Consider the following 13,365-nt stretch of genomic DNA (forward strand, 5'->3'; position numbering starts at 1 on the left):
TTTCTGCCTAGGAGTGCACATGCGTGGAACTGCTGTCGCCGGAACTGTCGTCGCCGTGATGGGGCTCTCCCTGCTCCCCGCGGTTCCCGCGGTCGCCGCGCCCGTCTCGCCCTTCACGCTCGGAGGCCTGATCGAGCTCGGCGCGTGGGTGGCCGACGCCGAGGAGTGGACGACATCCCCGACCGTCGACGGCGACCTCGCCGAAGCGGTCTGGACGACAGGGGCGGTGCTCACCGGCTTCCAGGTCGCCGCGTCGAACGCGACCGCTGCGGAACCGATCTCGTATCGGGTCGGATGGGACGACGACGCGCTGTATCTCGGCGGCACGTTCTCCGAGGAGGAGGCTGCGACCCTTGCGGAGATCGCGGTCGTCCTCGGCGACGAGGACGCCACGTCGGTGCACTACGTGGCGACGGTTCCCGTCGACCCGCAGCGCACGATCGAGGCGGATTGGAACAACCCCGTCGTGCCGCCGGACGGCACGGATCGGATCGATGTCGACGCGGACGCCGAGTTCGGCGACGGCGATCCCGGCGAGATGGTCGTGGAGGTCGAGATCCCCTGGGGGGACCTCGACGTCACGACGCCGACCGCGGGGGACTCGTTCAGCCTGAACGTCGTGCACGTCCACAACCCCGGCGCCGCGCCGATGACGTCGTGGGTGCCGATCGCGCGGACGCGGTACATGGATCGCGACGGCGGCACCGTGAGCTACACCACCAACCTCGTCGACGAGGGCCGGTGGGGCGTGCTCACCCTCTCCGGTCCGACCGGCGGCGACCGCTGGGAGCCGGGCGACCCCGAGCTCGACTTCACAGGCCTCACGCAGAAGGAGCTGACGTTCGATGCGCCCTCACCGGCGCCGTCGGGCTACGAGCTCTCCTGGCGGTCACCCGACGGCGAGTGGGCGGAGCTCGCCAGCCCCGCCGTGTCGAGTTCGAGCGGACGCGTGACCCTCGAACTGCAGCATCCGCCCGTCGCGGTCGACGGTCTGCATCAACTGCGCGTGACCGCGAACGGCTCGCCCGACCGGGTCGGCGTGCTCGCCTTCGACCGCGAGGCTCTCGTCCAGGCTGGTCACGCGGCCCAGGGCTTCTCTGCGTCGCCGCCCGCGCCGACGGTCACCGTGACGCCCGCCGCGGCGTCGCCCGCTGTGCAGGACATCCTCGACCTCATCCCCGATCACAACGGCTTCCGCTTCGTCGGACTGCCGGAATTGCCGGAGCTCTCCCCCGAGGATCAGTTCACCCTCGCGCCCGATGGGCAGAGCATGATCGCGACCCGCACGTCGACGGTCTATCCGAATACGACCTACGCGGAGACCCAGTCGATCACGGCGTATGACAAGGACGGCGATCCCGTCGAGTATCCGTACTACGAGGACGGCGAAGGCAACCGGTTCTTCCTCTCGGCGCACCTCTGGTATCTGCAGCGCCAAGCCGCCCTCACCCAGACGGCTGCGCTCGCCAAAACCGACCCGCTCGGCGCCGCGCGTCTGCTGCACCGGTTCGCTCAGACCGCCCAGGACTATGTGCCGACGACCGACCAGCGCGGCTACAACTTCCCCATGGACGTCGGCGGCGGTGCTCCGTACAACTACTGGGGCGGGATGTGGAACTCGTGGGTCGTCAACGACCTCACCAGCCTCGGCTACCTGCTCGACGCCTACGCCCTCGTGCAGCAGACCGACGCCCTCGCGGTGCTCAGCACCGAGCTCGGCGTCGATGTCGAGGACCTGCTCGTCGAGCAGACTCTTCGTCCCGCGTTCGACTACGTCCTCAGCTACCCCAACACCTACGGCAACCTCACGTATCCGATCTGGAACGCCCTCGCGAAGTTCAGCGTGCTGCTCGGCGAACCCGACCACGTGCATCGCGCGGTCGAGTGGATCGAGACCTTCGTCGAGAGCCGGTTCCTCACCGACGGCACCTTCTACGAGGTCACCACCTCGTATCACAACCAGGCGTACCGCGGACTCGTCGGAGCCCTCGCCACGCTCGAGGGGTACACCGACCCCGCGGGATACGTCTCACCCCGCTCGGGCACCCGGTTCGACGACCTCGACCTCGTCGCACAGTTCCCGGTGCTTTCGCCGGCCTCCCAGTTCGTCGGACGGCTGGTGTATCCGGACGGTCAGACCCTCCCGCTCCAGGACACCTGGGCAGCGAATCGTGCGGCGACGCCCGACTTCGGAGCCGGCGCCCTGCTGTTCCCCTCGGCAGGTCTCGCGCGCACAGCCTCGGGGGGCGGCGTCGATCAGTCGCAGGTCTACCTGCATTACGTGCCGAAGTACGGGCACAATCACCTCGACCCGTTGTCGCTCACCTTCTACGACCAGCGCAGCGAGCTTCTGCCCGACCTCGGGTACACGCACTCCAAGTACTACTACTTCACGACCTCAACCCTCGGCCACAACACCGTGGTCGTCGACGCCGATGACATGGTGATCGACAGCACGTCGAAGCACGGTGGGCAGATCGAGCAGTTCGTTCCCGACGCCGGGTCGATCTCGGTCATGCGCGCCGCCCAGGAAAGCGCCTATCCGCAGACGAGCGAGTACAGCCGCGAGCCGTGGTTCATCGAGTTCCCCGGGTCCGACGACGGATACCTGCTCGACGTGTTCCGGGTCGAGGGTGGCGACCGGCACGAATACACGCTCAACGGCTACGCCGCCGATTCGCGATTCATCACCGACCTCGCCCTCGACGCCTACGGAGATCGGCTGCTGCCCCCGGGCGTCGTCGCGACGGAGGCGTCCGACGCGAGCGAGCGAGGGTCGGCCGAGGGGCACTACCCCGGGTACATCTACGTCACCGACGTCGACGAAGCTGATATCTCCGGCGCCGACACCTATCGGGTCACCGTCGAGAGCACGGCTCCGGACGGCGGCGAGGGCGCGTCGTTGGAGATCTTCGGCCTGCTCGAGGACGGCGCCACCGAGCTCTTCCTCGGGCGCGCACCCTCCATCGCCAACACCCGTGATCTCGGGAGGGATGGCGATCAGATCGACATCCTCGACGACCAGACGATGCCCAAGCTCGTGCTGCGACGCGAGGGGAACGACCTCAGCAGCACCTTCGCGACGGTGCTCGAGGCGCACGACGGGGATGTGGCGGGGGTCGTCGAGGGTGCTGAGAGGCTCGAACTCGACTCCGGGCCGGATCACGCCGTCGCCGTGCAGGTGACGTATGGAGACGTCACCGACATCATCCTCAGCAACTCCGAGGCGCCGGGCACGGCGATGACGGTCGGCGACGTCAGCATGACCGGTGAGCTCGGCTTCATCCGCATCGTCGACGGCGACATCGTCGAGATGCGTCTGATGAACGGCACCTCGCTCAGCAAGGGCGGAGTGGGCATCACCGGGGCGAGTCCGACGGAGGGCGATGTCGTCGACACCCTCCGCGTCGCGGCGGGTGACGCGGAGAACGCGATCATCACGGACGTCCCGGTGTCGTCGTCGGCGATCGGCGAGACCGTCGTCGTCGAGCACCCCGACGGAACGGCGCGCGGCTATCGGATCACCGACGTGACGGCGGACGGCGGCGGGGCGGCTCTTGACCTCGCGGCGCAGGACCCAGGCTTCACGATCGACGGGACCGACTCCGCGCTCGACTTCTACCCGATGACCTCCTGGGTGGGAGACCACACCTTCGGCATCCCAGGGCGCTCGGCTCTCACCGGCACCCCGGTGGCGGACAGTCCGAGCACCGGGACGGTCACCGGGACGGTCGTCGACGGATCGTCGTCGCCGATCGTCGGAGCGACGGTCAGCGTCAGCGGACTCTCCTCGGTCACCGCGACGACGAACGGCTCGGGCGCCTTCACCCTCACGGGCGTGCCGGCAGGTATCCGCCGAGTCGTCGTGAGCGTCGCGGGGTTCGAGACGGTCGTCTCGGATGCCGTGGCGGTCGCCGCGTCCGGCTCGACGGTCGTCGACGTCGAGGTCGCCGCCGAACTGCCGCCGGTGCTGAGCGGGGTCCCGGGTGCCGTCGCCGGGGGCGACGATGTCGCCGCGACGTCGTCGAAGGATGCCAATGTCTACCTCGTGCCGATCGGGACGCCGAAGGACGTGGCGGCCATCACGGCCGCGGCGGCGTCGGGCGGCGATGTGGTGACGGGCGCGGACGCGAACATCGCCGTGCAGCTCTCGACGACCGCACTCGACACCGGGGGCTACCGTGTCTACGCGATCGATGCGCAGGGCGGGATCTCACTCGGCGCCACCGTGCACCTGCTCGACCCCGACCCGGGCGATGTCGACGAGTCCGATCCCACAGTCACTCTGTCGAGCGGCTGGCAGCAGTTCACCAACGTCAGCCACTTCGGGGGAACCTCGCGACGGGCCGACACCGAAGGTGCCTGGGCCGAGCTCCGCTTCTCGGGAAGCGCCGCGCGGATCTATGCGGCAACGACCGCGAATGGCGGGTACGCCGACGTGATCCTGGATGGCGTTCCGATCGGCACCCTCGACAGCTACAGCACGAGCACCCAGTATCAGCAGCTTGTCTTCGATACCGGCAAGCTCGCGTCGGGGGTGCACACCCTTCGCCTCGAACTGACGGGCACCGGACGGCCGGCCTCGGGCGGCACGTTTGTCTCGCTCGACTACATCTCGATCCTCCAGGACGCCGAGTTGCCCCCGGTGCTCAGTGCGGTGGGATCCGGCCCGTACGTCGAGGGAGACAGCATCCCCGCGACGGCCGACGAGTCCGGCACCCTCTACGTGGTTCCCGAGGCCACGGCGGCGAATCTCACCGCTGTCGTCGCCGCCGCCGGTTCGACGGGCGCCGACGCGGTCGCGGTCGCGGCCACGGCGACGACCATCGACACGACCGGACTCGCGACCGGACGGTACGTCGTGTACGCGGCGGATGCCGACGATAACCTCTCGGCGGCCTCGTCCCCGATCGTGGTGCTGGAGCCCGTGACCGGGACCCTTCAGGAGTCGAGCGCGCTCGCGACCTACACCGGCACGTGGGCCGCGATCTCCGGCGGCTCGTACTCCGGGGGCGGGATCAAGCGTGCGCAGAGCACGGGGGCCTCGGTCGAGATCCCGTTCTACGGGTCGTCGGTGCAGGTGATCGGCAGCAAGGCCCCCGCGAACGGGATCGCCGACCTGTATGTCGACGACGTGTTCGTCGCGACCGTCGATACCTACGCCGGGTCCGCGGCATACCAACAGGTCCTCCATCACGTGACGGGACTCACGCTCGGGGCGCACGTCCTGCGCCTCGAAGCGACGTGGACGAAGAACGCTTCAGCGACCAACTACTACGTGAGCCTCGATGCCCTCATTACCGCTGGCTGATCGTCGACCCGTGCTCGGGGTGCTCGGCGGCATGGGCCCGGCCAGCACCGCGGAGTTCCTCGCACGGCTGGTCCGCGCAACGCCTGCGCGCACGGATCAGGAGCACCTCCGGACGCTCGTGTGGTCGGATGTCTCGATCCCCGACCGCTCCGAAGGGCTGCTCGGTCGCGGTGCCGACCCGACGGCGGCGCTCATCGACGGCGTGCGGCGGCTCGTCGACGCGGGCTCGGAGGTGATCGTCATGCCCTGCAACACGGCGCACGCCTACCTCGAACCGATACGAGCGGCAAGCGGCGTCCCCGTGCTGAGCATGGTCGAGGCCGCCTCCGACCAGGCGATTCGCACGATGCCGCCTGGGGCCCGCGCGGGGCTGCTGGCGACGACGGGGACGGTGGTCTCCCGCGTCTATCACGACGCCTTCGCGCAACGCGGCGTCGGAGTGCTCGTGCCGGACAACGAGCAGCAAGAGGCGGTCGCGGCGGCGATCCGTGCGGTCAAAGCAGGCGATGCCGATGGGACGGCCGGCCACGTGTTCGGCAGCGTCGCCGATCGTTTCGCGGCGCGCGGCGCCTCCCACGTGATCGCGGGGTGCACGGAGATCACGCTCGTCCTGCGGCCCGAGCACGCGCAGGTCAGACTCATCGACCCGGTCGACGCCATCATCGAGCGCATCCTCCGTTGGGCCGGGCTCCCGCTCGCGCGCGCGACGGCGTGAGCGCACCGACGCAGTCGCTAGCGGTGTGTGATCTCGTCTTCACCGGCGCACGGGTCATCGACCCGGACTCCGGACTCGACGAAGTGCGCGACGTCGGTCTCATCGGCGACCGGATCGCCGTCGTCTCGCGAGAACCCGTCGCGGGACGGCAGATCGTCGAGGTCGGCGGCCTGGTGCTCGCCCCGGGGTTCATCGATCTGCACAGTCATGCGCAGAACGTCTCCTCGATGAGGATGCAGGCGCTCGACGGAGTCACGACGGCGCTCGATCTCGAGGGCGGGGCACTCTCCGTCGCCGAGGTCCTCGAGGCGGCGGCAGACGAGGGCAGACCACTCAACTTCGGGTACTCGGCCTCGTGGGCGATGGCGCGGATGCGGGTGCTGGACGGGACGCCGGACACCGGCGCCTTCGAGCTCCCGACGCCGCGCGAGTGGGGTGACGGGTGGCGTCGGCCGGCGGACGACGACGAGCTCGCGGGCATCCTCGACCGGCTCGCGATCGAGCTGGCTTCCGGGGCGATCGGCGTGGGTGTGCTGCTGGGCTACGCCCCCGACACGCGTCGCCTGGAGTTCTACCGTGTGGCCCAGTTGGCGGCTGCCGCGGGGTCGGGTACGTTCACCCATTCGCGCAGCAAGAACTTCGACGATCCCGCCACTGCGCTCGAGGGCATCGCCGAGATCATCGGAGTCGCCGCCGGGACGGGCGCACAGATGCATGTCTGTCACCTCAACAGCACGTCGCTGCGAGCCGTCGACGAGGTTGCGCAGCAGTTCGAAGGGGCGCGCGACGCCGGTCTGCCACTCACGACGGAGGTCTATCCCTACGGTGCGGGCATGACGACGGTGACGGCGCCCTTCCTGCACCCCGACAACCTGCCGAGACTCGGGATCACACCGTCACATCTCGAGATCGCGACGACACGCGAGCGCCCGGCATCCGCCCGACGGCTGCTCGATCTCCGCGACGTCCGGCCGGAGCTCACCGTCATCACCCACTACCTTGATGAAGCCGTGGACGACGACCGTCGGTTGCTCGAGCGCGCTCTGCGCATCCCGGGAGCCGCCATCGCGTCCGACGCGATCCCGTTCCAGATGCCCGACGGTCGAGTGGTGCGCGACATGTGGCCGATCCCGCGCGACGCGGTCTCACATCCTCGGAGCAGCGGCACGTTCGCTCGCTCGGTCGGGCCCCTCGTCCGCGACCACCGCCTGTACACGCTGCCGGAGGCGATCGCCCGATGCACCATCGTTCCGGCGCGGATTCTGGAGCGGCTCGTCCCCGCGATGCGTCGCAAAGGAAGGGTGCAGGCAGCGGCGGACGCCGACCTCGTGGTCTTCGACCCTGCTCGAATCAGCGATCGCGCGACCTACGCCGATCCGACGCTGTCGTCGGAGGGCGTGAGACACCTCGTCGTCGGCGGCGAGTTCGTCGTGCGCGACGGACGGGTGCTCGACGCGCGGCCGGGCCGAGCGATCGTCGGGGGCGCCGCATGAGTGTCCGGCCGGAGCGCACGCTGCTGTTCGTCCCGGGCGATCGCCCGGACCGGTTCTCCTCCGCCGCCGAATCCGGGGCCGACCTCGTCGTCATCGACCTCGAGGACGGTGTCGCGGAAGAGTCGAAGGCCGGTGCCCGCGATGCGGCCGCTGAGTGGCTACGGCGGGGGAACCGTGCTGCCGTGCGCGTCGGCGCTCCTGAGTCGGTGGAGCACGCGACCGACGTGCGCGCCGTCGCCGACCTCGCGGCCTGGATCGTCGTCCCGAAGGCGGAGGATCCGGAGTATCTCCACCGTGTGCGCGTCGCGTATCCCGAGGTGCGCATCCTCGCACTTGTGGAGACGGCTCGCGGAGTGCGGAACGCCGACGCCCTCGCGGCATCCGCCGACCGGTTGGCTCTCGGCAACGCCGATCTCGCGGCTGAACTCAACGTCGCCCACGACGACGATCTCGCCTTGCTCTTCGCTCGCTCGACCCTCGTCGCCGCGTCAGCCGCTGCGGGCCTTCAAGCACCCGTCGATGGCGTCACGATCGACCTCGCCGACGACGAAGCCGTGCGTCGGGACTCGGTGCATGCCGCGCGGCTCGGGTTCGGCGGCAGGTTCTGTCTCCACCCGCGTCAGGTTCCGATCGTGCGCGCGGCATTCCAGCCGGGAGCAGACGAACTCGGCTGGGCTCGGACCGTCCTGTCGGGAGCCTCGAGCGGCGCAGCGAGGGTCGGGAACCAGATGATCGACGCGCCGATCATCGCGCGTGCGCGCGCCATCCTCGCGGCGGGCGAGCGGGAGGCGTGACGCCGTCACGACGCCATCCAACCAGCTACGAGCGCTGCGTCTCCGCCTCGACGATCGCGATCTCCGTGGTGGCGAGCTCGCGGTCGGTCGCGGTGCGGCCGTACTGGAGGGTGAGCGGCCACCGGCGCCTCACCCATCGCACGCTCACCTCGCGGGTGCGTACGAAGAACACCACGGCGATGAGCACGGTCACGAAGCCGGCGAGCATCCCCACCCCGAGCGCCCAGCGCGGGCCGAGGGTGTCGGCGACGTAGCCGACGATCGGCGCGCCGACGGGGGTGCCGCCGAGGAAGATCGCGAGGTAGAGCGCCATCACGCGCCCGCGCATCGAGGGCCGCACCGTGGTCTGCACGTAGGCGTTCGCGGTCGCCATCATCGTGAGCGAGCAGAACCCCGTGAAGATCAGCGTCAGGCCGAACACCCAGATGTTGGGCGCGAGGGCGCCCGCGCCGAGGCCGATGCCGAAGCCGAGCCCGGCGATCGCGATCGTGCGCAGTCGCGGACGTTCCCGCCGTGCCGCGAGCAGCGCCCCGGCCACCGACCCGATCGCGAGCACCGACGACAGCACCCCGAAGACGTCGGCGTCGCGATCGAACTCGACGCGCGCCATCGTCGCGAGGAACACCGAGAAGTTGAACCCGAAGGTGCCCATGAGGAACACCATGACCATGACGAGCAGGATGTCGGGCCGGCCCCGCACGTAGCGGAGGCCATCCCGCAGCCCGTTGCCGCGCTTGGGTCTCGAGAACACCTCGAACTCGTTGCGCCGCAGCAGTGCGAGCGCGACGAGCACGCCGACGAACGACGCGGCGTTGATCATGAAGACCCACCCCGACCCGACGGCGGCGACGAGCAGGCCGGCGACGGCGGGGCCGATGAGTCGGGCGACGTTGAACGCCGTCGCGTTGAGCGAGACCGCGTTGGAGAGCTTGTCGGCCGGCACGAGCTCGCTCACGAACGCCTGCCGCACGGGGGCGTCGAACGCGGACACGATGCCGAGGGCGCCGGCGAAGACGAACACCATCCAGAGCTCGACGACTCCGGTGAGGGTCAGGATGCCGAGCCCGAGTCCCAGCGCCGCCATCGTGATCTGGGTGATGAACAGGATGGTGCGCCGGTTGAAGCGGTCGGCGACGAGTCCGGTGAGCGGCACGAGCAGCAGCTGCGGGGCGAAGTTGAGCGCCATCGTGAACCCGACCGCGGTGGCGTCTTCGTCGGTGAGCTGGGTGAGCACGAGCCAGTCCTGGGCGATGCGCTGCATCCACGCCCCGGTGTTGGAGACGAGCGCGCCGCCGAACCAGAGCCGGTAGTTGCGCACGCTCAGCGAGCGGAACATCGCGCTCACGGTGCGAGCAGCTTCCGCAGCAGGGGTGCGGCGGCGAGGAGGGCGTCGCGCTCCGCGGGGTCGAGCGACGCGAGTCGCTGCGAGAACCAGGCCGCGCGTCGCCGCTTGGTCTCGGCGAGCAGGTCGCGGGATGCCGGCGTGAGCTCGACGAGCACCTTGCGGGCGTCGCCGCCCGACTTCGAGCGCGTCACGAACCCGGCGTCTTCGAGGCCGTTGAGCGTGCGATTCATCGACGGCGGCGTGATGTGCTCGAGTGCCGCGAGTTCGCTCGGTGAGAGCGGTCCGCTCAGGTTGAGATGGATGAGCACGGCCAGTTGCGTGTCGCCCATGCTCTCGTCGCTGCGGTTGTTGCGGATGCCGCGGGCGACCTGCTGGATGACGATGCGGAGGTCGTCTTCCGCGCTCCGCCCGTCGTCCGTCACGAGTCGTTAGCCTAGCTCATTAGCCGGGCTAACCGTTGGCTCGCGGTGGGCGTTCTACGATGAGCGCTAGTACAGAGGAGCCCGCATGCCGAGATTCACCGCCACCCGCGACGACGACACCTTCGTCGACGCCGAGGGAATCACCATCCACTACTACGCGTGGCGGGTGGGCAAGCCGAAGGGCGTCGTGCAGATCATCCACGGCGTGGGCGAGTACGCGACACGCTACGAGCACGTCGCCCAGGCGCTCGTCGACGCGGGCTACTCGGTCTACGCGAGCGACTACCGCGGGCACGGTCGCACGGGCGTGCAGCAGTGGGACGGCGACCTCACCAAGCTCGGCCGCCTCGGACCGGGAGGCGTGCGCGCGACCCTCGCGGGCATCCGGCAGCTCACCGCCCTCGTGCGCGACGAGAACCCCGACCTGCCCGTCGTGCTGCTCGGCCACAGCCTCGGGTCGATCTTCGGTCAGATGATGCTCAACGACGACGCGACGCCGTACGACGCCGCGGTGCTCTCGAGCTCGCCGTACCGCACTCTGCGGCACATGAACGGGGGCGACCTGTCGAAGCGCCACCGCACGCCCGGCGGCCCCGGCACCGAGTGGTTGAGCCGCGACCCCGAGGTGTGGACGCGGTTCGCCGACGACCCGCTCACCTTCGACGCGAAGGTCATGAAGCTCTTCGGGCTGCGCGACACGCTGCGGCTGCTCGGACGCCCCCGCAAGCTGGCCCGCGACCTGCCGCTGCTGATCATCCTCGGCACCGACGACACGTTGAGCGGACCGCGCAGCGTCGAGCTGCTCGCCGCCGCCTACCGCGAGCGCGGCGGGCTCACCGACGTCACCGTGCAGAGCTACGACGGCGGCCGGCACGAGATGTTCAACGAGACCAACCGCGACGAGGTGCTCGCCGACCTCGTCGCCTGGCTCGACGCCAAGGTCTCGACCGTCGAGTAGCGCGGACACTCTGTGGTCGAGTAGCCGCGCAGCGGCGTGTCGAGACCACGCGTCGAGGTCTCGACACGCGCCCTGCGGGCGCTACTCGACCACCGAGGTCAGCTGAGGATCGCGAGCTGCTGCGTGGCCCGGGTCATCGCCACGTACTGATCGACGGCACCGAACTGCGCGGGCTGCACGAGCACGACCAGGTCGAACTCGAGCCCCTTCGCGGTCGCCGGGTCGAGCGACGACACCCGCGGGCGCGGGGCGAACCCCGGGTCGCCGATGACGCACGCCACCCCGTCGTCGTGGGTCGCCATCCAGTCGTCGAGCAGCGCGTCGAGCTCGCCGACCGCGCCGTGATGCACCGGGATGCCGGAGCTGCGGATCGAGGTCGGCACGTTCGCGTCGGGCAGGGCCGCGAGGATCACCGGTGCGGCCTCGGCCATGATCTCCTCGGGCGTGCGGTAGTTGATCGTGAGCGCCGACTCCTCGACTTTGTCGAGGCCGAGCCGGGCGAGTCGCTCGCGCCACGACTCCGCGAAGCCGTGACGGGCCTGAGCACGATCGCCGACGATCGTGAAGCTGCGTGACGGGCAGCGCCGCAGCAGCATCCCCCACTCGGCGTCGGTCAGCTCCTGCGCCTCGTCGACGACGATGTGCGCGAACGGCCCGGCCAGCACGTCGCGCGCGAGGCTCGAGAAACCCGACTCGTCGATGAGGCTCTGCTGAGCATCCTCGCCCTTCAGCATCGTGGAGAGCAGGAGCTCGCTGTCGTCGCCCGCGATGAGATCGTCGACGACGCGATCCATCATGGCGCGCTGGCTCGCGAGCTCGGCCTGGCGGCGGCGGGCGATGCGTGCGGCCTCGGGATCTCCGATGCGCATCCGAGCGGCGTCGAGCAACGGGAGATCTGCGTCGGTCCAGGCCCGCGCATCCTCCCGGGTGAGGGCGGCGACCTCGTCGGGCGTGAGCTGCGGCGCGCAGGCGCGGAGGTAGCCGGGCACCCCGAGCAGGTCGGCGGCGACGCCCACGGGGTCGAGCAGCGGCCACGCGGAGTGGAAGGCCCGTCGCACGTCGCCCGCCCGGAGCAGCGGCTCGAGCTCGTCGACGTCGATGTCGTCGCCGCCGTGGTCGGCGAGCCGGGTGGCGACGATGTCGACGAGCTCGCGCCACACCTCCTCGCGCGCCTCGTTGTGCGGGGTACCGGGATCGGCGACCCCGAAGGCGTCGGCCCAGTCGTCGACCGTGAGCCGCACGGGTCCCCACTCCGAGCCGAACACCATGGTCGTGGTGGGCGGCTGCTCGTAGCGCCGCACCGCCTCGTCGAGGGCGCGTTCGAGCACGCCCGACTGCTTGAGACTCCGGGTCGCGGCGTCCTGCTCGCGACGCGCGTCGGCACCTTCGGGCACGAGGTCGCGCAGCGTGCACGTCTGCACCCCGTCTTCGCCGAGGCTCGGCAGCACGTCGGCGACGTAGTCGAGGTAGGCGTGGCTCGGTCCGACGACGAGCACGCCGCCGCGCCGCCGCCCGACCCGCGGGTCGGAGTAGAGCAGGTACGCGGCGCGGTGCAGCGCGACGACGGTCTTGCCGGTGCCCGGACCGCCGTCGATCACGCGCGCGCCCGCCGACCCGGCGCGGATGATCGCATCCTGGTCGGCTTGGATCGTGCCGAGCACGTCGCGCATCCGCGACGACCGTCCGGTGCCGAGGCTCGCGAGGAATGCCGACTGGTCGTCGAGCGCCGCGGGGTTCGCGAGGCCCTCCTCGGTGAACACCTCGTCCCAGAAGTCGGTGACGCGGCCGCGCGTCCAGCGGTAGCGGCGGCGGCTCGCGAGTCCCATCGGCTGGGCATGCGTCGCCCCGAAGAACGGCTCGGCCGCGGGGGCGCGCCAGTCGATGAGCAGCTGCTCCCCGGTCGCGTCGGTGAGCCCGAGGCGTCCGATGTAGAGGGTCGCGCCGTCGTCGGCCACCATGCGGCCGAGCGTGAGGTCTACGCCGTAGCGGCGCAGCATCCCGAGCCTCGCGGTGAGGCGGTGGATCTCCTGGTCGCGGTCGCTGCGCTCCTGGCCCTCGCCGTCGCCGTCGTCGAGGAGCAGCGTCTGCTCGCGCCGGGCCTCCAGGTCGGCGATCGCGCGGGCGAGCGTGTCGTCGATGCGGGCGAAGTGCCGCTCGTCCGCGTCGATGAGGGCGGGGTCGCGCTTGGCGGCGAGACGCTCGGGAAGGTCGAAGACGGGCACGAGGGTCGATCCTGCCTCACTCCCGGGGTCTTGCGGCAAGCCCCGGGCTGGTCGATACTCTTTAACAGAGGGAGCGGGTTCCGCCCCTCTTTTTCATGCCTTCAC

8 protein-coding genes are annotated in these 13,365 nt (G+C 70.2%); 5 read left to right on the plus strand and 3 right to left on the minus strand.

Features of this window, described 5'->3' with window-relative positions; translation table 11 throughout:
• Positions 1-19 precede the first annotated feature (19 nt).
• From ACO1X9_RS14425 to ACO1X9_RS14440, 4 genes are read left to right on the plus strand one after another with little or no spacing between them, the layout of a single operon-like run.
• A complete protein-coding gene (locus tag ACO1X9_RS14425; protein WP_486351542.1) occupies positions 20-5,311 on the plus strand; it encodes a carboxypeptidase regulatory-like domain-containing protein in 5,292 nt (1,763 codons plus the stop codon).
• Positions 5,289-6,026: a cysteate racemase gene (cuyB, locus tag ACO1X9_RS14430; protein WP_486351543.1), complete on the plus strand. Its 738-nt coding sequence runs from the start codon at positions 5,289-5,291 to the stop codon at positions 6,024-6,026. The genes ACO1X9_RS14425 and cuyB overlap by 23 nt, the downstream gene beginning before the upstream one ends.
• Positions 6,027-6,049: 23 nt before the next feature.
• Positions 6,050-7,519 (plus strand): amidohydrolase family protein, encoded by a 1,470-nt coding sequence (locus ACO1X9_RS14435; protein ID WP_486351544.1) that lies wholly within the window; start codon positions 6,050-6,052, stop codon positions 7,517-7,519.
• Complete coding sequence (locus ACO1X9_RS14440) at positions 7,516-8,313, plus strand: HpcH/HpaI aldolase/citrate lyase family protein (RefSeq protein WP_486351545.1); 798 nt, start codon at positions 7,516-7,518, stop codon at positions 8,311-8,313. The genes ACO1X9_RS14435 and ACO1X9_RS14440 overlap by 4 nt, the downstream gene beginning before the upstream one ends.
• A gap of 25 nt (positions 8,314-8,338) precedes the next feature.
• On the opposite strand, the gene ACO1X9_RS14445 is transcribed toward ACO1X9_RS14440, so the two are convergent.
• The gene (locus tag ACO1X9_RS14445) at positions 8,339-9,658 is read right to left on the minus strand and encodes an MFS transporter (protein ID WP_486351546.1); all 1,320 of its coding nucleotides are present in this window, start codon (positions 9,656-9,658) and stop codon (positions 8,339-8,341) included.
• Positions 9,655-10,080, minus strand: coding sequence for a MarR family winged helix-turn-helix transcriptional regulator (locus tag ACO1X9_RS14450; protein ID WP_486351547.1), 426 nt, complete (start codon positions 10,078-10,080; stop codon positions 9,655-9,657). The genes ACO1X9_RS14445 and ACO1X9_RS14450 overlap by 4 nt, the downstream gene beginning before the upstream one ends.
• Positions 10,081-10,165: 85 nt before the next feature.
• On the opposite strand from ACO1X9_RS14450, the gene ACO1X9_RS14455 reads away from it, so the two are divergent.
• Positions 10,166-11,038, plus strand: a complete 873-nt coding sequence (locus ACO1X9_RS14455; protein ID WP_486351548.1) for an alpha/beta hydrolase — start codon at positions 10,166-10,168, stop codon at positions 11,036-11,038.
• Positions 11,039-11,136: 98 nt separating this feature from the next.
• On the opposite strand, the gene helR is transcribed toward ACO1X9_RS14455, so the two are convergent.
• Positions 11,137-13,260: an RNA polymerase recycling motor ATPase HelR gene (gene helR, locus ACO1X9_RS14460; protein WP_486351549.1), complete on the minus strand. Its 2,124-nt coding sequence runs from the start codon at positions 13,258-13,260 to the stop codon at positions 11,137-11,139.
• Between the last annotated feature and the right edge of the window lie 105 nt (positions 13,261-13,365).

It is taken from the genome of Pseudolysinimonas sp., assembly GCF_057350545.1.